Annotated in this window: 16 protein-coding genes and 2 tRNA genes; 14 read left to right on the top strand and 4 right to left on the bottom strand. The window is 68.9% G+C overall.

Annotation, left to right across the window (positions count from 1 at the left end):
* On the bottom strand, window positions 1–922 hold a 922-nt coding region (locus E1161_RS26390; protein ID WP_132627450.1), incomplete at its 3' end, for an alpha/beta fold hydrolase.
* A 113-nt stretch (window positions 923–1,035) separates the two neighbouring features.
* Between E1161_RS26390 and E1161_RS26395 the strand changes: the two genes are divergently transcribed.
* Complete coding sequence (locus tag E1161_RS26395) at window positions 1,036–1,773, top strand: DoxX family protein (RefSeq protein ID WP_132627451.1); 738 nt, start codon at window positions 1,036–1,038, stop codon at window positions 1,771–1,773.
* Between the two features lie 273 nt (window positions 1,774–2,046).
* Here the strand turns inward: E1161_RS26395 and ilvD are convergent, their stop codons facing one another.
* Both ilvD and E1161_RS26405 read right to left on the bottom strand, forming a co-directional pair.
* On the bottom strand, window positions 2,047–3,891 hold the full coding sequence (ilvD, locus tag E1161_RS26400) for a dihydroxy-acid dehydratase (RefSeq protein ID WP_132627452.1): 1,845 nt from the start codon (window positions 3,889–3,891) through the stop codon (window positions 2,047–2,049).
* Between the two features lie 192 nt (window positions 3,892–4,083).
* Window positions 4,084–4,557, bottom strand: coding sequence for a PH domain-containing protein (locus E1161_RS26405; RefSeq protein WP_132627453.1), 474 nt, complete (start codon window positions 4,555–4,557; stop codon window positions 4,084–4,086).
* A 387-nt stretch (window positions 4,558–4,944) separates the two neighbouring features.
* Here E1161_RS26405 and E1161_RS26410 point away from each other — a divergent pair, with 387 nt between their 5' ends.
* From E1161_RS26410 to E1161_RS26445, 9 genes are all read left to right on the top strand, one after another.
* Entirely contained in the window at window positions 4,945–6,777 is a 1,833-nt protein-coding gene (locus tag E1161_RS26410) for an acetolactate synthase large subunit (protein WP_132627454.1), read from the top strand.
* Entirely contained in the window at window positions 6,774–6,920 is a 147-nt protein-coding gene (locus E1161_RS27445) for a hypothetical protein (protein ID WP_165939953.1), read from the top strand. The genes E1161_RS26410 and E1161_RS27445 overlap by 4 nt, the downstream gene beginning before the upstream one ends.
* A complete protein-coding gene (ilvN, locus tag E1161_RS26415) occupies window positions 6,917–7,423 on the top strand; it encodes an acetolactate synthase small subunit (RefSeq protein WP_093413489.1) in 507 nt (168 codons plus the stop codon). The genes E1161_RS27445 and ilvN overlap by 4 nt, the downstream gene beginning before the upstream one ends.
* A gap of 100 nt (window positions 7,424–7,523) precedes the next feature.
* Window positions 7,524–8,519 carry a ketol-acid reductoisomerase gene (gene ilvC / locus E1161_RS26420; protein WP_132627455.1) on the top strand — a complete coding sequence of 332 codons (996 nt, stop codon included), beginning with the start codon at window positions 7,524–7,526 and terminating at the stop codon, window positions 8,517–8,519.
* A gap of 173 nt (window positions 8,520–8,692) precedes the next feature.
* Window positions 8,693–8,938: a DUF397 domain-containing protein gene (locus E1161_RS26425; protein ID WP_132627456.1), complete on the top strand. Its 246-nt coding sequence runs from the start codon at window positions 8,693–8,695 to the stop codon at window positions 8,936–8,938.
* A gap of 265 nt (window positions 8,939–9,203) precedes the next feature.
* Window positions 9,204–10,799 carry a phosphoglycerate dehydrogenase gene (gene serA, locus E1161_RS26430; protein WP_132627457.1) on the top strand — a complete coding sequence of 532 codons (1,596 nt, stop codon included), beginning with the start codon at window positions 9,204–9,206 and terminating at the stop codon, window positions 10,797–10,799.
* Window positions 10,800–11,069: 270 nt separating this feature from the next.
* Complete coding sequence (locus E1161_RS26435) at window positions 11,070–12,113, top strand: 3-isopropylmalate dehydrogenase (RefSeq protein WP_132627458.1); 1,044 nt, start codon at window positions 11,070–11,072, stop codon at window positions 12,111–12,113.
* Window positions 12,114–12,404: 291 nt separating this feature from the next.
* The gene (gene cimA, locus E1161_RS26440) at window positions 12,405–14,006 is read left to right on the top strand and encodes a citramalate synthase (RefSeq protein WP_132627459.1); all 1,602 of its coding nucleotides are present in this window, start codon (window positions 12,405–12,407) and stop codon (window positions 14,004–14,006) included.
* Between the two features lie 236 nt (window positions 14,007–14,242).
* A complete protein-coding gene (locus tag E1161_RS26445) occupies window positions 14,243–15,025 on the top strand; it encodes a fumarylacetoacetate hydrolase family protein (RefSeq protein WP_132627460.1) in 783 nt (260 codons plus the stop codon).
* Window positions 15,026–15,102: 77 nt separating this feature from the next.
* Here E1161_RS26445 and E1161_RS26450 read toward each other — a convergent pair whose 3' ends face one another.
* Window positions 15,103–16,338 carry an FAD-dependent oxidoreductase gene (locus E1161_RS26450; protein ID WP_132627461.1) on the bottom strand — a complete coding sequence of 412 codons (1,236 nt, stop codon included), beginning with the start codon at window positions 16,336–16,338 and terminating at the stop codon, window positions 15,103–15,105.
* Window positions 16,339–16,442: 104 nt separating this feature from the next.
* Between E1161_RS26450 and gltX the strand changes: the two genes are divergently transcribed.
* The 4 genes from gltX (at window position 16,443) to E1161_RS26470 (ending at window position 19,268) form a co-directional block, all read left to right on the top strand.
* Window positions 16,443–17,966: a glutamate--tRNA ligase gene (gene gltX, locus E1161_RS26455; RefSeq protein WP_132627462.1), complete on the top strand. Its 1,524-nt coding sequence runs from the start codon at window positions 16,443–16,445 to the stop codon at window positions 17,964–17,966.
* 201 nt (window positions 17,967–18,167) lie between these two features.
* Entirely contained in the window at window positions 18,168–18,935 is a 768-nt protein-coding gene (locus E1161_RS26460) for an HAD family hydrolase (RefSeq protein ID WP_132627463.1), read from the top strand.
* Window positions 18,936–19,091: 156 nt separating this feature from the next.
* Window positions 19,092–19,163 (top strand) — tRNA-Gln (locus E1161_RS26465).
* A gap of 32 nt (window positions 19,164–19,195) precedes the next feature.
* A tRNA-Glu gene (locus E1161_RS26470) sits at window positions 19,196–19,268 on the top strand.
* The last annotated feature ends 384 nt before the right edge of the window (window positions 19,269–19,652 follow it).

A 19,652-nucleotide genomic window follows, 5' to 3' on the forward strand; every position in this document is an offset into this window, starting at 1 on the left:
GGATGCGGCGGACCGGCGGGGGTGGTGGGTCGATGCCGCGGCGTGCGCATTCGACGGCCTCGACCCGGCGCAGCAGCAGCGCCAACTCCTCCCGGACGGTGTCCGGGGCTTCCAGCGGGATGAAGTGGGAAGCGTCGAGCAACCGCACCCTGGCCTGCGGGAGGGAACCGATCTGCCGCGCCGTGGTCAGCGGTTCGCCGAGGGGGTCGTGGCGCCCGGTCAGCAGGGTGACCGGGCAGCTGATGCGCGGCAGGCTGTCGCGGACCGACGCGCTCCAGGCAAGAGCGAGTTCGACGTGCCTGCGCCAGTCGTGCTGCACCAGGTTGCGCAGGGCGGCCGTGGTGCTGGCGCGGTGGCCGCGGTCCGGAAGCAGGCCGGCCTGGCGCAGCAGGCGGGCGGACCAGTCCCCGACCGGCAGTTGGGCGCTGATGGATTCGAGCAGGTCACCGGTCAAGCGCAGCGAGGCTGAGCCGCCCGCTGCCAGCAGCCTGCGCACCGCTTCGGGAACGCCGATGTTGGCCAGCAGCATTTCCGCTCCCGCCGTGGCCGGGCCCGCCAGCAGCAGGAGTCCGCGCACCCGGTCGGGGTGGCGGGCGGCGAGCTCCACGGCCAGTGAAGTGCCACCCGACCAGGCGAGGACCACGCAGTCAGGCGCGTCGGCGTCGTCGAGGACCCCGAGGGCATCGGCCACGTGCTCACCGGTGGTGCCGGAGGAGATGCGCTCCGGCGACCAATTCAGCACCTGGGCCGCGCAATCCAGAGGAAGCAATTCCGGCGCCGAGACGAGTTCGGGAAGGGTGAGCACCGCTCTCGGCGCGAACGAAGGGGACGGCCAGCCCTCACCGATGTCCAGGCGATGTGCGCCACCTGCGGAGACATCGAATCGGTGCAACCTCGGCCCGCGGAATTCTGGGTCCTCCATCAGGACATTTTCCACATGGGAGGAGTGCTGCGGTATCGAACCTGTCACGTGTGGGGAAGGTTTTACCGCAAAGGGTCGCACTTCCAGGTGAAGATGCCCTAACCTCCTGCGGCGTGAGCATCCACGACGATCGCCCCGGCGGTGCGGGCGGCTCCCCCGACGATCGCAGCTACGGCGCGCACGCCCAGCGGCCCCGAGGCGCGGCCAGGAGCACGCAGAGCCTCGGCGCACGCCAACACAACTACTACGACGAGGACGACGGCTACAGCGACGGTGAAGCAACCTCGCTGGTGGGCGGCGTCGGCGAAGACTCCGGCTACACCGAGGAACTCGGCAAGAAGCGCAAGCCCTTCGCCTGGAACGCGGGAACCGACCTCGGCCTGCTGATCCTGCGCCTGGCGCTGGGAGGGGTCTTCCTCCTGCACGGTGCGCAGAAGCTGTTCGGCGCGTTCGGCGGCCCGGGCCCGGAGGGCTTCGCGGAGGTGCTCTCCGGCATGGGCTTCCAGCAGAGCGCCGCGCTCTCGCTGGTCACCGGCGGCACCGAGCTCGGTGCGGGTGCGCTGCTGGTCCTGGGCCTGTTCACACCGGCCGCCGCGGCTGGCGTGGTGGGTCTGATGGCCAGCGCGGTGTTCGTCAAGCTGGGCGCCGGGTTCTTCAACGCGGACGGCGGGTTCGAGATGGATGCCATCCTCGGTGCCCTCGGTCTCGGCGTGATGTTCACCGGCCCCGGCCGGGTGGCCTTGGACTACGGGCGGGTGTGGTTCCGCCGTCCGTTGGGATTCGGCCTCTTCGGCCTGATCGTCGCGGCTGGCGCGGCCGCGGCGATTCTGATCCTCTTCCACCGTCCCTGAGGCGTGCACCGACGAAATCGGGCCCCGGCTCCAACCCAGGAGCCGGGGCCCGATTCACTTCCTCAAAGAGCGATGCGGTCGTCTTGCTCAGCGGTGCGGGTGGCCGAACCTGGGCGGCTCTGCGGACTGCGGGTGCCACTCCTGATGCATGTCCGGTGCACGGCGGAGTGGCCGTCCTCGCCGGAGAGCCGATCAGAACCCGCGGCGGTGCCGGTTGCTCGGGTGGGGCGAGGAGGAAGTGGCTTCGCCACTTGGCTCACGCGACCACACAGCTCACTTGTTCACGTCGCGCACGGCTCCGTAGGAGGCGGAGGTGGCCAGCTTGGCGTAGGCGCGGAGGGCTGTGGTGACCTTGCGCTCGCGGCCGACGGGGTGCCAGGGGTTCTCGCTGGCCTCCATCTTGGCGCGGCGCTCGGCCAGCACCTGCTCGTCGACCAGCAGCTCCAGCTTGCGCTCGTGGACGTCGATGAGGATCTGGTCGCCGTTCTCCACCAGGCCGATGAGCCCGCCGCCCGCGGCCTCCGGCGAGATGTGCCCGACCGACAGGCCCGACGAACCACCGGAGAACCGGCCGTCGGTGATCAGCGCGCACTTCTTGCCCAGACCGGAGCCCTTCAGGAACGCGGTCGGGTGCAGCATCTCCTGCATGCCGGGGCCGCCTGCGGGGCCCTCGTAGCGGATCACCAGCACCTCGCCGGGCTGGATCTCCTTGTTCAGGATCGCCGAGACCGCCTGCTCCTGGCTCTCCAGCACCCGCGCCGGACCCTGGAAGTGCCAGAGCTCCTCCTCGACGCCCGCCGCCTTGATGACCGCGCCCTCCTCGGCGAGGTTGCCCTTGAGCACGGCCAGGCCGCCGTCGACGGTGTAGGCGTGCTCGACGTCGCGAATGCAGCCGTTGGCGGCGTCGGTGTCCAGCGACGACCAGCGGTTGTCGGTCGAGAACGCCTTCGTGGTGCGCACACCGCCGGGCGCGGCGTGGAAGATCTCCAGGGCCTTCTCCGACGGCGATTCACCGCGGACGTCCCACGTGGACAGCCACGCGGTCAGGCTCTCGCTGTGGACCGAGGCGACGTCGCGGTGCAGCAGACCGGCGCGGTCGAGCTCGCCCATGATCGCGCTGATGCCGCCAGCCCGGTGCACGTCCTCCATGTGGTAGTCGGAGTTCGGCGCGACCTTCGACAGGCACGGGACCTTGCGGCTGATCTCGGCGATGTCGTCGAGGGTGAAGTCGATCTCGCCCTCCTGCGCGGCGGCGAGGGTGTGCAGCACCGTGTTGGTGGAACCGCCCATCGCCATGTCCAGTGCCATGGCGTTCTCGAACGCCTGCTTGTTGGCGACCGAGCGCGGCAGGACGCTCTCGTCGTCGGACTGGTAGTAGCGCTTGGCGATGTTGACGACCGTGCGCCCGGCCTCCTGGAAGAGCTCGCGGCGCGCGGCGTGGGTGGCCAGCGTCGAACCGTTGCCCGGCAGCGCCAGTCCCAGCGCCTCGGTCAGGCAGTTCATCGAGTTCGCGGTGAACATGCCCGAGCACGAACCGCAGGTCGGGCACGCGGAGCGCTCCACCTCGGCCAGACCCTCGTCGTCGATCGCCGAGTTCGCCGAGGCCGAGATGGTGGTGATCAGGTCGGTCGGCGCGTGCGCGACGCCCTCGACCACGACGGCCTTGCCGGCCTCCATCGGGCCACCGGAGACGAACACCGTGGGGATGTTCAGCCGCATCGCGGCGTTGAGCATGCCCGGGGTGATCTTGTCGCAGTTGGAGATGCACACCAGCGCGTCGGCCTGGTGCGCGTTGACCATGTACTCCACCGAGTCGGCGATGATCTCCCGCGAGGGCAGCGAGTAGAGCATGCCGCTGTGGCCCATGGCGATGCCGTCGTCGACGGCGATGGTGTGGAACTCGCGCGGCACGCCGCCCGCCTCGCGAACCGTCTCGGCCACGACGTCACCGAGGTCGCGCAGGTGCACGTGACCGGGCACGAACTGGGTGTAGGAGTTGGCGATCGCGACGATCGGCTTGCCGAAGTCGTCGTCGGTCATGCCGGTGGCGCGCCACAGCGAACGGGCGCCGGCGGCATTCCGGCCGTGAGTCGTGGTTCGGGAACGCAGCTGAGGCATTGGGGGACCTTCTTCGATTCCAGGCTCTGTGCGGTTGGGCCGGGTGCGGAGCCAGCGAGCTTCAACGCGAACGGCCCATCCCGCTGACGTCGCCTTGTGGGCGCTAAGCGTGGCGGTGATTGCGACCTTACTCCTGCGAACACCGTGCTCGAGCACGCATGTCGGCCAGATTACGGGTCGGGATCTTCGGTGTCAGTCCTCGTCGGTGGACCGCGCGGTGGGGTCCGGGAGGTGTCCGCGGCTGACCAGGGAGATGGCGGGGAGGTCGCGCGGGCGCACGGTGGGCAGCGTGACCTCGGTGCCGTCGGTGGTGCTGGCGCGGACCTTGGACTGCTTGGTGATGGCCAGACCCTTCAGCGACTCCCAGCGCAGGGTGCGCCCGCCGACGAGGGTGCGGGTCCTGATCCGCTCGGCGTCGACGGTGGTACCCGGCCGCAGCACGGCCCACAGCAGTGCGAGCGGGACCAGGAAGACCAGCAGCCCCACCGGACCGGTGGTGGTCGCCAGCGGTACCGCGCAGGCGGCGACCGCGAGCACGGCCAGCAGCGACACTCGGGGGACCCGGAAGTTCAGCGACTCCGGGATCTCGGCGCTCCGCGGCTCCGCGGCGTGCGCGGATTCGGTGCTCTGCGGTTCGGCGGCGTCGTCCTGGGGTGTCTCGCTCACCCCTCGATGGTCTCACCTGGCCGACCTCGCCCGACCGGGGCCCGAGCCTCCCATCGGCTGGGAGCCGGGGAGCGGCGCGCATCACACCTGGCGCGAATCTCGCCGAGACGGCATTGCTGAACTGGGAAGATCGCGAACGAAAGCATCGCGGCGGCCTGGACGGGTGCCCACCATGCGGGACGATCGTCCCGAATCGTTTGACGTGGCGCGACCGGTCCCACTACCGTCCTGGCCATGCTGCGACTGCACGACATTCTCGTACTTCCCTGGCGCGTCGACGCCTAAGGAAGTTCGCAGCGTCGACGCGCCAACCCTCGTGGGGCCTCTTTGTGGCCTGCGGGGGTTTTTTCGTGTCCGGTCCCACTCCCAACCACCGAGGTTGACCCGATGACCAGCGCCAATACCAGGCAGAATCCGGTCCCGGCGCCCCCGCCAGGACGCCGACCCAAGCCCGCGCCGCCCAGCGGTGCTCCGGTGAAGATGACGGGTGCGCACGCACTCGTCCGCTCGCTGGAGTCCGTGGGTTGCGAGGTCGTCTTCGGGATTCCGGGTGGCACCATCCTCCCGTCCTACGACCCCTTGCTCGACTCCGAGAAGGTCCGGCACGTGCTGGTCCGCCACGAGCAGGGCGGCGGGCACGCGGCGACCGGATACGCGCAGGCCACCGGCAAGGTCGGTGTGTGCATGGCCACCTCAGGGCCGGGTGCGACGAACCTGGTCACCCCGCTCGCCGACGCGCACATGGACTCCGTCCCGGTCGTGGCGATCACCGGTCAGCAGTCCACCGGCCTGATCGGCACCGACGCCTTCCAAGAAGCTGACATCTGCGGCATCACGCTGCCGATCACCAAGCACAACTTCCTGGTCACCGACCCCGAGGACATCCCGCGGATCATCGCCGAGGCGTTCTACATCGCCGCCAGCGGCCGCCCGGGCCCGGTGCTGGTCGACATCCCCAAGGACGTCCAGCAGGCCACCATGTCCTTCTCCTGGCCGCCGGAGATGAAGCTGCCGGGCTACCGGCCGACCAGCAAGCCGCACGGCAAGCAGGTCCGCGAGGCCGCGAAGCTCGTGGTCGAGGCCAAGCAGCCGGTGCTCTACGTCGGTGGCGGTGTCATCAAGGCCGAGGCGCACGCCGAGCTGCGGCAGCTGGCCGAGCGCACGGGCATCCCGGTGGTCACCACGCTGATGGCGCGCGGCGCGTTCCCGGACTCGCACCCGCAGCACCTCGGCATGCCCGGCATGCACGGCACGGTCGCCGCGGTCGCCGCGATGCAGCGCTCCGACCTGCTGATCGCCCTGGGCACCCGGTTCGACGACCGGGTCACCGGTCAGCTCTCGTCGTTCGCGCCCGACGCCAAGGTCGTGCACGCCGACATCGATCCCGCCGAGATCTCCAAGAACCGCCACGCCGACGTCCCGATCGTCGGTGACTGCAAGGACGTCATCGCGGAGCTGACCGAGGCCTTCGAGGCCGCCGAGGCCGAGGACGGCACCGCCGACCTGACGGCGTGGTGGGCGATGCTGGACGACATCCGCGGCCGGTTCCCGCTCGGTTACACCGAGCCCAGCGACGGCAGCCTGTCGCCGGAGTACGTCATCGAGCGGCTGGGCGAGATCGCCGGCACCGATGCGGTCTACGCGGCGGGCGTGGGTCAGCACCAGATGTGGGCCGCGCAGTTCGTCGGCTACGACAACCCGCGTTCCTGGCTGAACTCCGGTGGCCTGGGAACTATGGGCTACGCGGTTCCCGCGGCCATGGGCGCCAAGGCCGGCGTGCCGGACAAGGTCGTGTGGGCCATCGACGGCGACGGCTGCTTCCAGATGACCAACCAGGAGCTCGCGACCTGCGCGATCGAGGACATCCCCATCAAGGTGGCCGTCATCAACAACGGCAACCTGGGTATGGTCCGGCAGTGGCAGAACCTGTTTTACGCCGAGCGTTACTCACACAGCGACCTCGGCACCCACAAGCACCGCATCCCGGACTTCAAGCTGCTCGCCGACGCCTACGGGTGCGCCGGCCTGCGGTGTGAGTCCAAAGAGGACGTCGACAGCGTCATCCAGCGGGCTATGGAGATCAACGACCGACCGGTCGTGATCGACTTCGTGGTGGGCAAGGACGCCCAGGTGTGGCCGATGGTGGCGGCAGGCACCGGCAACGACGAGATCATGGCGGCACGCGGCATCCGCCCCCTGTTCGAGGAGGACGAAGCATGATCAACCTCATGCCGGCAGGAGTCCTGCTCGACCGCACCTCAGGGGAAGGTGACGGGAACCGTCCACGATCAGCCTCGGAACGAGTGATTGAGCAACACGTGACCGAACGCATGAATCGCGGAGAGGCGGTGCTGGAAGCGTGACTAGGCATACGCTGAGCGTTCTGGTGGAGAACGTTCCCGGTGTTCTCGCCCGGGTCTCCGGCCTGTTCTCCCGCCGCAGCTTCAACATCGAGTCGCTCGCGGTCGGCCCGACCGAGCACCCGGAGATCTCCCGGATGACGATCGTGGTCGCCGTCAGCGACCAGCCGCTGGAGCAGGTCACCAAGCAGCTCAACAAGCTGGTGAACGTGATCAAGATCGTGGAGCTGGAGGACGACGCCGCGGTGCAGCGCGAGCTGCTGCTGGTCAAGGTGCGCGCCGACTCCTCGGTGCGCAGCCAGGTCCTGGAGACCGTGCAGCTGTTCCGCGCCAAGGTGGTGGACGTCTCGCCGGAGGCGCTGACCATCGAGGCCACCGGCACCGCCGATAAGCTCGACGCGTTGCTGCGAATGCTGGAACCCTACGGCGTCCGCGAGATGGTGCAGTCGGGAACGATCGCGATCGGGCGTGGCCCCCGCTCCATCACGGCCACCGCAGTGCGCTGACGACCGGCTACCCCGCCACAGGCCCAACAGGCCCACGAGCTAGCGGTTGCCAGCCACGGCCGACAACCGATGAAGTCCCGAAAGGAAACGCTGAATCACCATGGCAGTTGAAATCTTCTACGACGCGGACGCGGACCTCGGCATCGTGCAGGGCCGCAAGGTCGCCGTCATCGGCTACGGCAGCCAGGGGCACGCCCACGCGCTGAGCCTGCGGGACTCGGGCGTGGACGTGCGGATCGGTCTGCCGGAGGGTTCCAAGTCCCGCGCCAAGGCCGAGGAGGAGGGCCTGAAGGTCCTCACCCCGTCCGAGGCGTCCGCCGAGGCCGACCTGATCATGATCTTGGCGCCCGACACCAAGCAGCGCGAGATCTACGCCAACGACGTCGCCCCGAACCTCGAGCAGGGTGACGCGCTGTTCTTCGGCCACGGCTTCAACATCCGCTACGGCCTGATCCAGCCGCCGGCCGACGTCGACGTCGCGATGGTCGCCCCGAAGGGGCCCGGTCACCTGGTCCGCCGCCAGTTCGTCGACGGCAAGGGCGTGCCGTGCCTGATCGCCGTCGAGCAGGACGCCTCGGGCAACGGCCAGGCCCTGGCGCTGTCCTACGCCGCCGCCATCGGCGGTGCCCGCGCCGGCGTCATCAAGACCACCTTCAAGGAGGAGACCGAGACCGACCTGTTCGGTGAGCAGGCCGTTCTCTGCGGTGGTGCCTCCGCGCTGGTCCAGAACGGGTTCGAGGTGCTGGTCGAGGCCGGTTACCAGCCGGAGATCGCCTACTTCGAGGTCCTGCACGAGCTCAAGCTGATCGTGGACCTGATGTGGGAGGGCGGCATCGCCGGTCAGCGCTACTCCTGCTCGGACACCGCCGAGTACGGTGACCTCACCCGCGGCCCGCGCGTCATCGACTCGCACGTCAAGGACTCGATGCGCAAGGTGCTCGGTGAGATCCAGGACGGCACCTTCGCCAAGGAGTGGGTGGCCGAGGACGAGGCCGGCCGCCCGAACTTCACCAAGCTGCAGGCCGAGGGCAACGCCCACCAGATCGAAGAGGTCGGCAAGAAGCTGCGCTCGCTGATGTCCTGGACCAACGAGTGAGCTGATTCCCGAGCTCTTCGGAGCCCTCGGCAACGTTGACCCGCCTGGCCCGGTGGAACCTCTCGAACGAGGTTTCACCGGGCCTCGCGTGTTTCGGCGGTGGTGGGTAGGTTTCCGCCGGGCGGGTCTCCCACAACGGGATATCGCTATGAGTGAGGGATACGGTACGCATCGTGAGTGCAGAGAACGAGATCGTCGACGACAAAGCGCACGTCCGCGACAAACTGGACTTCTCAGTCGCGGAGTGGATCACGAGCACGGATGATCCGGATGAACCGGGCGTCGAGATCGCGTTCGTCGACGGTTATGTGGGGATGCGGAACGGGGCGGATCCGGAAGGTCCCGTTCTCGTTTTCACCCCCGAGGAATGGGACGCGTTCGTCGCGGGCGCCAAGGACGGCGAATTCGACGAACCGTGAAGCCCAGCCGCCGTTCGGGCCTGATGCCGTCGGCGTGGGCGGCGTGGGCCCGTTCGGGTGGCGATCTCTCCCGCACTCTGGAACGAACGTCCCTTGCACGTGTTGTGATCTGCGAGAATGCTGGAAGAGCGGGCCTTGCGGACGTGTTCGATCCAGCGGTGATCCGAGCTACACCCTTGTGAATGCTTTCTCAATCTCCCGTTAAACTTCCCCCGTCCGGGCACATCGTCGTGCCGATCGTGATCTTCCAGCTTGGAGTTCGCCCGTGACCAACGCAAGCCGTCCTGTCGTTCTTCTCGCCGAGAAGTTGGCCCCGTCCGTGATCGACGCCCTCGGCGAAGAGGTCGAGATCCGCAACGTGGACGGCACCGACCGTCCGGCGCTGCTCGACGCTGTCGCCGACGCCGATGCGCTGCTGGTCCGCTCCGCAACCAAGGTCGATGCCGAAGTCCTGTCGGCGGCCAAGAACCTCAAGGTCGTCGCCCGCGCAGGCGTCGGTCTCGACAACGTCGAGGTGCCCGCCGCCACCGAGCGCGGCGTGATGGTGGTCAACGCCCCCACCTCCAACATCGTCTCCGCCGCCGAGCACGCCATGGCGCTGCTGCTCTCGGTGGTCCGCAACGTGCCGCAGGCCGACGCGAGCCTGAAGGGCGGCGCCTGGAAGCGCAGCTCCTACGGCGGCGTCGAGCTCAACGGCAAGACCGTCGGTGTCGTCGGCCTGGGCAAGATCGGGCAGCTGTTCGCCGCCCGCGTCGCCGCCTTCGGCACCAAGCTCATCGCTTACGACCCCTACGTGTCGCCGGCTCGCGCCGCGCAGCTGGGCATCGAGCTGGTCTCGCTCGAGGAGCTGCTCAGCCGCGCCGACGCGCTGTCGATCCACCTCCCGAAGACCGCTGAGACCCTCGGCCTGATCGGTGCCGAGGAGCTCAAGAAGGCCAAGCCGAACCTCGTCATCATCAACGCCGCTCGCGGCGGCCTGGTCGACGAGGAGGCGCTGGCCGACGCGCTGCGCAACGGCACCATCGCCGGTGCGGGCATCGACGTGTTCAAGTCCGAGCCGATCACCGACAGCCCGCTGTTCGCGCTGGACAACGTCGTGGTGACCCCGCACCTGGGCGCCTCCACCGCCGAGGCCCAGGACCGCGCGGGCACCGACGTGGCCAAGTCGGTCCGGCTGGCGCTGCGCGGCGACTTCGTGCCGGACGCGGTCAACGTCCAGGGCGGTGCGGTCGGCGAGGAGGTCCGCCCGTACCTGTCGCTGACCCAGAAGCTGGGTCAGCTGCTGGCCGCGCTGCAGGGCGCGACCCCGAGCTCGGTGACCATCGAGGCTCGCGGCGAGCTGGCCGACGAGGACGTCTCGGTGCTGCAGCTCGCGGCGCTGCGCGGTGTGTTCGCCGGTGCGGTCGAGAGCCAGGTGACCTTCGTCAACGCCCCGCAGCTGGCCGAGGAGCTGGGTGTTCAGGTCGAGGTCAAGACGACCTCGGAGAGCCCGAACCACCGCAGCGTCGTGTCGCTGCGCGCGCACCTGGCCGACGGCAGCACCTCGGTGGTCTCCGGTGCGCTGTCGGGTCCGAACCAGGTGGAGAAGCTGGTCGAGGTCAACGGTCGGCACTTCGACCTGCGGGCCGAGGGCAACGTGCTGCTGCTGGAGTACCCGGACCGCCCGGGCGTGATGGGCAAGGTCGGCACGCTGCTGGGCGAGGTCGGCGTGAACATCGAGGCCGCGACGGTCAGCCAGACCACCGAGCGTTCCGAGGCGATCATGCTGCTGCGCGTGGACCGTCCGGTCGAGCAGGGCGTGCTGGAGCCGATCGGCGCTGCAGTGGGTGCTCGCATCGTGCGCACCGTCAGCTTTGAGTGATTCCGCAACGAGGTGTCGCTGAGTAGGTGCTCGACGACGAGCTCGAACGCTGAATAGCTCGAAAGCGTGAGAAGGGGTCGTTCCATCCCGTGGGACGGCCCCTCGCGCGTACCTGGACCGAAACAGTGCGTCACTCGTATGGGCGTCCCACAGTCCGGGACTTATCATCCACTTGGTGGGCCCGGCGTGCCGCTCGGCGCGACCATGCCGGTAGCCTTCGGCTCAACAGTTCGAGCCCCGCAGTCGGGGTGGTTCTCGGGAGGTGTGTAGATGCGGCTCGCTGTGATCCCCGGCGACGGGATCGGGCCGGAGGTCGTTGCCGAGGCACTCAAGGTGCTCGGCGAGGTGGTGCCGGATACCGAGATCACCCGTTACGACCTCGGAGCCGCTCGCTGGCACGCGACGGGGGAGCTGCTCCCCGAGTCCGTGCTCGGTGAGCTCCGCCAGCACGACGCGATCCTGCTCGGCGCGGTCGGCGACCCATCGGTGCCCAGCGGCATCCTGGAACGCGGTTTGCTGCTGCGGCTGCGCTTCGAACTCGACCACCACGTGAACCTGCGCCCCGCGCGGCTGTACCCGGGCGTCAAGAGCCCGGTGGCCGACCCGGGTGAGATCGACATGGTCGTCGTGCGCGAGGGCACCGAGGGCCTGTACGCGGGCAACGGCGGCCTGCTGCGCAAGGACACCACCCACGAGATCGCCACCGAGGTCAGCATCAACACCGCGTTCGGCGTCGAGCGGGTCGTGCGCGACGCGTTCGCCCGCGCCGCCTCGCGGCCGCGCAAGCACCTGACCCTGGTGCACAAGACCAACGTGCTCACCCACGCCGGTTCGCTGTGGTCGCGCGTCGTCGAAGAGGTCTCGCTGCAGTACCCGGACGTCACCGTGGCCTACCAGCACGTCGACGCCACCACGATCCACATGGTCACCGACCCGAGCCGGTTCGACGTGATCGTCACCGACAACCTCTTCGGCGACATCATCACCGACCTCTCGGGTGCGATCACCGGCGGCATCGGCCTGGCTGCCAGCGGCAACATCGACGCCACCCGCCGCAACCCGAGCATGTTCGAGCCGGTGCACGGCAGCGCCCCGGACATCGCCGGGCAGGGCGTGGCCGACCCGACCGCCGCCGTGCTGTCGATCGCGATGCTGCTCGACCACGTCGGGCTGACCGAGGCGGCCAAGCGAGTCGAGGCCTCGGTGGCCTTCGACCTGGCGACCCGCGACCACTCGTCGCCGGGTGCCACGTTCGCCATCGGCGACCGGCTGGCCGCGCTGGTGTCCTCCCGCGAGGTCGCGCCGCAGCCCTGATCGCCGCGATCGATCGGAAAAGATCAGCCTTCACGATGGGCGTCTCCTCCCCGGGGGAGGCGCCCATCGTCTTTTCCGGATCGTGAGAACTCCGCCGCGTTCGGTGGACATCGGCGGGTGAGGTGTGCAGCATGGGGTCGTGGCCTTCCGCAGTGTGATCATTATTGGCGAGCGCGTCGGGTAAACATCTCCGCTTCCCGGCGCGCTGACCTCTCGCATTCGCGGGGGGTCTTTTTTGTTGCCTGCGTCAAGAGCCACGACGAACCGATCGATCCGACGGGAGACAATCCAGTGACCCGCACCAAGCCGGCCGGCACGCCCCTGGGCGACGACTTCCACGTCTACGACACGACGCTGCGGGACGGCGCGCAGCGCGAGGGGATCTCGTACTCGGTCACCGACAAGCTGGCCGTCGCGCGCTTGCTGGACGGACTCGGGGTCGGGTTCATCGAAGGCGGTTGGCCCGGAGCGCTTCCCAAGGACACCGAGTTCTTCCAACGCGCGGCGCAAGGGGAACTCGCGCTCGACCACGCCGCGCTCGTGGCGTTCGGCTCCACTCGCCGCGCGGGCTCCAAAGTGGACGAAGATCGTCAAGTTGCCGCACTGCTGGGGTCTCGCGCTCCGGTGGTGACGTTGGTGGCCAAATCGGACCGCAGGCACATCGAACGAGCGCTGCGCGTCGACGTCGCGGAGAACTGCGCGATGATCGCCGACACCGTCCGCCACCTCGTCGACCACGGCAGGCGCGTTTTCCTCGACGCCGAGCACTTCTTCGACGGGTACGCCTTCGATCCCGACACCTCGCTCCGCGTGCTCGACGCCGCAGCGGGCGCAGGCGCCGACGTCGTCGTGCTGTGCGACACCAACGGCGGCCAGCTCCCGTTGCAGCTGGCCGACACGGTGCGGGAGGTCATCGCGCGCACCGGGGTCCGCGTCGGCATCCACTGCCAGGACGACACCGGCTGCGCCGTCGCCAACAGCGTCGCGGCGGTGCAGGCCGGTGCCACGCACGTGCAGTGCACCGCCAACGGCTACGGCGAACGCGCGGGCAACGCGGATCTGTTCGCAGTTCTGGGAAATCTGGGCATGAAGCTCGACATTCCGGTGCTGCCGGAGGGGAAGATGCCCGAGCTGACGCGGGTTTCGCACGCTCTGGCCGAAATCGCCAACCTGGCGCCCGACACCCACCAGGCTTACGTGGGGCAGTCCGCGTTCGCGCACAAGGCCGGGTTGCACGCCAGTGCGATCAAAGTGGACCCCGAGCTCTACAACCACCTCGACCCGGCCGCGGTCGGCAACGGGATGCGGGTGCTGGTGACCGAGATGGCCGGTCGTGCCAGCCTGGAGCTCAAGGGCGCCGAACTCGGCCTGGAGCTCTCGCCGGAGGCCGTCGGGGGAGCGGTGCGGCAAGTCAAGGAGCTCGAAGCGCGGGGTTGGTCCTTCGAAGCCGCCGACGCCTCGCTGGAGTTGTTGCTGCGCCGGGAGATGACGGGTTCCGAGCTCGAAACACCGTTCGAGCTCGAGTCGTACCGGGTGCTCCTCGATCACCGCGACGACGGCGAGGTCGTGTCCGAGGCGACCGTGCGGGTCAGCGTGTCGGGCGAGCGGGTGATCGCCACGGCGGAGGGCAACGGTCCCGTCAACGCCCTCGACGCCGCGCTCCGCAAGGCCCTCGTGCCACACCTGCCTTGGCTGGAATCGGTGGAGCTGACCGACTACAAGGTCCGCATCCTCGTCGACGAGCCGGGCACCGACGCCGTCACCCGGGTGCTGGTCGAGTCCCGCGACGGCGAGCACGAGTGGACCACCGTGGGCGTGCACGCCAACATCGTCGAGGCGAGCTGGATCGCGCTCTGCGACGCACTCATCTACAAGGCCTGCGCCGCGATGTGACGGCAACCTCGTGCTGGAGCGGCGTAGCCGCTTCTTCTCACCGCCTGAGCAGCTCGCGCCGCCGCGGGTTCTGAGGTGGTCCTCCTGCGAGGACGTGTCGGCGTGGTGTGGTCGGTTTGCACGAGTCGGCGCGCCCGGAGCAGGAGGGCCGCCTCAGTTCCGCCACCCGCACCGCTAAGCGAAGCGACCACCTCCTATGTTTGGATGAGTCCACAGCAGATCTTGCGGAGGTTGTCTTGCGGTTGGCTCGTATCGCCCACTCTGACGGGGTTTCTTTCGTCGCGCTGGAGCCGGATCCGGCGGCGCCGCGGGAGAAGGTCGTGGCGGTCGAGATCGACCAGCACCCGTTCGGCTCGCCCACCTACACCGGCCGGAAGTGGCCGATGGCGGACGTGCGCCTGCTGGCGCCGATCCTGCCGAGCAAGGTGATCTGCGTGGGCAAGAACTACGCCGAGCACGCGCGCGAGATGGGCGGCGAAGCGCCCGAGAACCCGCTGATCTTCATGAAGCCGTCGACGTCGGTGATCGGCCCGAACTCGCCGATCAAGCTGCCGCCGAACTCCGAGCGGGTGGACTTCGAGGGCGAGCTGGCCGCGATCATCGGCCAGCCCTGCAAGGACGTCCCGGAGGCGCGCGGCACCGAGGTCCTGCTCGGCTACACGATCGCCAACGACGTCACCGCCCGCGACCAGCAGGAGGCCGACGGGCAGTGGACGCGCGCCAAGGGCTACGACACGTTCTGCCCGCTGGGCCCGTGGATCGACACCGAGATCGATCCGTCGGACCTGTCCATCCGCACCGACCTGGACGGTGAGGTCAAGCAGGACGGCCGCACCTCGCAGCTGGTGCACGGCATCGGCGGCCTGGTCTCGTGGGTCTCGCGGATCATGACGCTGCTGCCCGGGGACGTCATCCTCACCGGCACTCCGGCGGGAGTCGGCCCGATGACCGACGGTCAGAAGGTCACGGTCGCCATCGACGGCCTCGGCGCCCTGACGAATCCCGTTCAGAACGCCTGACGCGTTCGTGGGGGTGAAGGCGGGCGGTCCTGGGTTGAGCTGCCCGCCTTCCGCGTTCCTCGCCGAACCAGGACCGCTCACTGCCGCCGCAGCGCCTCCTGCGGGGGCCTCTCCTTGATCGCGCCGTAGGCGAGCAGGTACGGCGGGATGCGGCGGAGGAACGGCAGCCGCGAGACCGCGCGGACCGGGAGCGGCAGCCTCGCGGAGTCGCCGAGGTCGATCTCGCCGCGCAGGGCGGGCCCCACCACGTTCTCGTGGATCATGCGCTGGAAGCCCTGGATCAGCACCGTGGTGAGCCAGCGGCGCCGCTGGACGGCCGCCACGTGCTCGCGCCGCAGACGGCCTTCGCGCAGCGGTCCCGCGAGGTGGCGGGCGGCCGCGACCGCGTCCTGCACCGCGAGGTTGATGCCGATGCCGCCGACCGGGGACATCGCGTGCGCGGAGTCGCCGATGCACAGCAGCCCCGGCACGTGCCACTTGCGCAGCCGGTCCAGCGTCACGTGCAGCAGCTTCACGTCGTCCCACGAGCGCACCAGCTCCCGATCTCCCAGCCACGGGATCTCCCGCCTGAGCTGCGCGTTGAAGTCCTCGATCGGTTTGGAGCGGCCCGCGGTGTCGGAGCCCTTGTGGATGATCGAGGCGACCTGGAAGTAGTCCCGCCGGTCGATGAGCACCTGGAAGGCGCGCTTGCGCAGCAGCCCGACCAGGCCCTCCGGGTCGCCCTCCCGGCGCGGCACCCGGAACCAGCGGACGTCCATCGGGGTGGGGAAGTCCCGCAGCCGGAGCTCCGGCATGCCCCGCACGAACGACTTGCGGCCGTCGCAGGCCACGGTGATGGTGGCGCGCAGTTCACCGGTCTGCCCCGTGTCGGTGCGGTAGCGCACGCCGCGAACCCGGCCGCCCTCCCGGATCAGCTCGGTGGCCTCGGTGTTCATCCGCAGTGCGAACCCCGGTTCGGACTTGCCCTCGTCGGCGAGCATGTCCAGCAGGTCCCACTGCGGAACCATCGCGATGTAGTTGTGCTTGATGGGCAGCAGCGAGAAGTCGCCCATCGTGAACAGCTCACCGTCCGGGCCGAGGGGTAGCTGGACCTTGCTGATCCGGCTCTGCGGGATGCGGGCGAAGCGGTCGGCCAGGCCCAGGTCGTCGAGCAGCTGCAGGGTCGTGGGGTGCACCGTGTCACCGCGGAAGTCGCGCAGGAAGTCGCCGTGCTTCTCCAGGACGGTGACCTCGACGCCTGCTCGGGCGAGCAGCAGGCCGAGAACCATGCCGGCGGGTCCGCCGCCGACGACGACGCAGGTGGTGCGCTCCATTGCGATCCCCTCCAGTGTTTTCAACAACTGTTGAATAAACTCAGGATGCACCTACCGGATGCGGCCGTCAAGCGCGCGCGAGCACTGGCTACGCTGAATCCGTTATGAGCACGCCAGAAGCCAGCAAAGACGCAGCCCAGGACGAGGCAGTGAACAGGGGGACGGCCAGCCCGGTTCGTGCCCGGTTCTGCCCGTCGCCGACCGGAACCCCGCACGTCGGCCTGATCCGCACCGCCCTCTACAACTGGGCGTTCGCCCGGCACAACAAGGGCGAGCTGGTGTTCCGCATCGAGGACACCGACTCCGCCCGCGACAGCGAGGAGTCCTACCAGGCGCTGCTCGACGCGCTGCGCTGGCTGGGCCTCGACTGGGACGAAGGCCCCGGAGTCGGCGGCGACCACGGCCCCTACCGGCAGAGCGAGCGGCGCGACATCTACGCCGACATCGCCCAGCGCCTGCTGGCCGCCGGTGAGCTCTACGAGGCGTACTCCAGCCCCGAAGAGGTCGAAGCCCGCCACAAGGCCGCCGGACGCGACCCCAAGCTCGGCTACGACAACTTCGACCGCGACCTCACCGACGAGCAGCGCGAGGCGTACAAGGCCGAAGGCCGCACGCCGGTGCTGCGGCTGAAGATGCCCGCGCGCGACATCACCTTCACCGACCTCGTGCGCGGCGACATCACCTTCCCCGAAGGCAGCATCCCCGACCCGGTGCTCGTGCGCGGCAACGGAGACCCGCTCTACACGCTCACCAACCCCGTCGACGACGCGCTCATGCAGATCAGCCACGTCCTGCGCGGCGAAGACCTGCTGTCGTCCACGCCGCGCCAGATCGCGCTCCACGAAGCGCTGCAGCGCATCGGCGTCACCGACTCCACGCCCGAGTTCGGCCACCTCCCGTTCGTCGTGGGCGAGGGCAACAAGAAGCTGTCCAAGCGGGACCCCCAGTCCGACCTGTTCCACCACCGCGATCGGGGCTTCCTGCCCGAAGGACTGCTCAACTACCTCGCGCTGCTGGGCTGGTCGATCTCCGAGGACCGCGACGTGTTCACCCTCGAGGAGATGGTCGAGGCGTTCGACATCGGACGCGTCAGCTCCAACCCGGCCCGCTTCGACCAGAAGAAGGCCGACGCCATCAACTCCGCGCACTTGCGCGCCCTGGCGCCCGACGACTTCGTCGAGCGCATCGTGCCCTACCTCATCAACGGCGGAGTGCTGCCCGCGGAACCCACCGAGTCGCAGCTGGCGACCGTGCGCGCCGCGGCGCCGCTCGTGCAGGAACGGCTCATCGTGCTCTCCGACGCCGTCGGCATGATGGCCTTCCTGTTCGCCGACGACGACTTCCAGCCCGAAGAGGCCTCCGCGCAGAAGGCCCTCGGCGAAGACGCGCAGCCCGTCCTGCGAGCCGCGATCGGCTCGCTCGACGAGCTGCCGGAATGGACCACCGCTGCCATCGAGGAGGCCCTCAAGGTCTCCGTCGTCGACGGCCTGGGCATCAAGCCGCGCAAGGCGTTCGCCCCGGTCCGCGTCGCCATCACCGGCCGCACCGTGTCGCCGCCGCTGTACGAGTCGATGGAACTGCTCGGCCGCGACGTCTCCCTGGCGAGGCTCCGCAAGGCCCTGGGCTGAGCGCGCTGCCGAACACGCCGCCGCGACGCACCCTCGTCGCGGCGGCGTCGTCTCACCTGCGAGATCGCCCGGAACTCCGCAGAGCCCAACTGCTGGGACGGGCCGGAAGTGACCGTTGGTTGCACAATGTTCCCAGGCCCACAGCAGACTTCACTAGGTTGGCAGAGTCGGACGCGGTGCGTGAACGCCTAGCCTCTCGGGGTGACATCCGCGGCTGACGAATCGAATCCCCGCAATCCCGCTCAGATCAAGGCCGTCTGCCTCGACCTCGACGACACCTTGCTCGACAGCCAGAGCGCGGCGCGCAGCTCCCTCAGAGAACTCCTCGGCACCGACCGGGCATGGCCCGTGTGGGAACGCACCACCGACCGGTACTACGCGCGATTCGTCAACGCCCAGCTCCCCTTCGACGTCATGTGCGTCGAACGCACTCGCGCCTTCTTCGCCGCCTTCGGCGAGCACATCGACTACGCCGAAGCCCAGCGCCGCGAGAACCAGCGCATGGAAGCCATGCAACGCGCCTGGGGGCTCTTCGACGACGCCCTCGACTGCCTCGACTGGATGCGCGCCAGCGGACTCCGCCTCGCCGCCGTCACCAACGCCCCCAGCGCGTACCAGCGCAAGAAGCTCGCCGCCGTCGGGCTCGCCGACGCCTTCGACGTCGTCGTCATCTCCGGCGAGATCGGTGTCGCCAAACCGGACCCGCGGATCTTCCACACCGCTTGTGAACGACTCGGCCTCCAAGCCCACGAAGTCGCCCACGTCGGTGACAGGCTCACCACCGACGCCCAAGGAGCCGCCCGCGCCGGACTCAGCGGCATCTGGCTCAACCGGGACCAGGTCCCCGCGTCCCTCGGTTCCGCCGAACATCCCGTCGCCACCATCACGAGCCTCCGCGAACTCCCCGAACTGCTCGTCACCGAGATCGCCGCACCCGAGTTCGCCGACCTCGTCGGCCAGACTCCCTGAACCAGTCCGCCACCTGCGAGAACCTCCGAAGAGGGGGGTGCTGGAAAGGTCCCTCAACGGGTGGTCTAATATATTCACCAACGCGACGGACAGAAGTCCGGAGGCCGAACTCCCCGGCGGAGATCGGAATTCGGGACAACTGGCCGTTCAGCACCATGGGGTATGGTGTAATCGGCAGCACGACTGATTCTGGTTCAGTTAGTCTAGGTTCGAGTCCTGGTACCCCAGCGAGCAGATCACTTCGGTGATCACTCGAACGCGGTCCCGTCGTCTAGCGGCCTAGGACGCCGCCCTCTCAAGGCGGTAGCGCGGGTTCAAATCCCGTCGGGACTACAGAGGTGGGAGGCCCCTGTCTGCGGAACGCGCAGATTGGGGCCTCCTTCGTCATTGTGCTGGGGGTCGAACCCCCCACGCCCCCCACGGTGCGGTGGTCGCTCGGGGTTGGGCTCCTCGTGTTAAACCGGTTCCCGGACTGGGTTCCGACCAGCTGCCAAGGGCATCTTGCCTGCGCTTTGCTTGGCTGGCTGGGGGTTTCTTGCCTGCGGCTCTCGGGCTTCGGTTGTGGTGTGGTCGTGCTGTGGGGTCGTTGCTTCGCGGCTCGGGTGTTGTTCCTTTTCTGGGTTCCCTTTCCTCCCCCCTTGCGCTTTCTCTTCTGCTCCTTCCTGCGGGTTGGTCTTCGCATTTGTTCTCGCTGGTTGCGGGGGTGGGGTGGGGGGT

It is taken from the genome of Saccharopolyspora aridisoli (assembly GCF_004348445.1).
In the GTDB taxonomy this organism is placed as follows: domain Bacteria; phylum Actinomycetota; class Actinomycetes; order Mycobacteriales; family Pseudonocardiaceae; genus Saccharopolyspora; species Saccharopolyspora aridisoli.

Bases quoted from the DNA above. Each gene is read 5' to 3' on its own strand.
- ilvD (WP_132627452.1), bottom strand. From the start codon at position 3,891: ATGCCTCAGCTGCGTTCCCGAACCACGACTCACGGCCGGAATGCCGCC.
- E1161_RS26410 (WP_132627454.1), top strand. From the start codon at position 4,945: ATGACCAGCGCCAATACCAGGCAGAATCCGGTCCCGGCGCCCCCGCCA.
- E1161_RS27445 (WP_165939953.1), top strand. From the start codon at position 6,774: ATGATCAACCTCATGCCGGCAGGAGTCCTGCTCGACCGCACCTCAGGG.
- ilvC (WP_132627455.1), top strand. From the start codon at position 7,524: ATGGCAGTTGAAATCTTCTACGACGCGGACGCGGACCTCGGCATCGTG.
- E1161_RS26435 (WP_132627458.1), top strand. From the start codon at position 11,070: ATGCGGCTCGCTGTGATCCCCGGCGACGGGATCGGGCCGGAGGTCGTT.
- E1161_RS26450 (WP_132627461.1), bottom strand. From the start codon at position 16,338: ATGGAGCGCACCACCTGCGTCGTCGTCGGCGGCGGACCCGCCGGCATG.
- gltX (WP_132627462.1), top strand. From the start codon at position 16,443: ATGAGCACGCCAGAAGCCAGCAAAGACGCAGCCCAGGACGAGGCAGTG.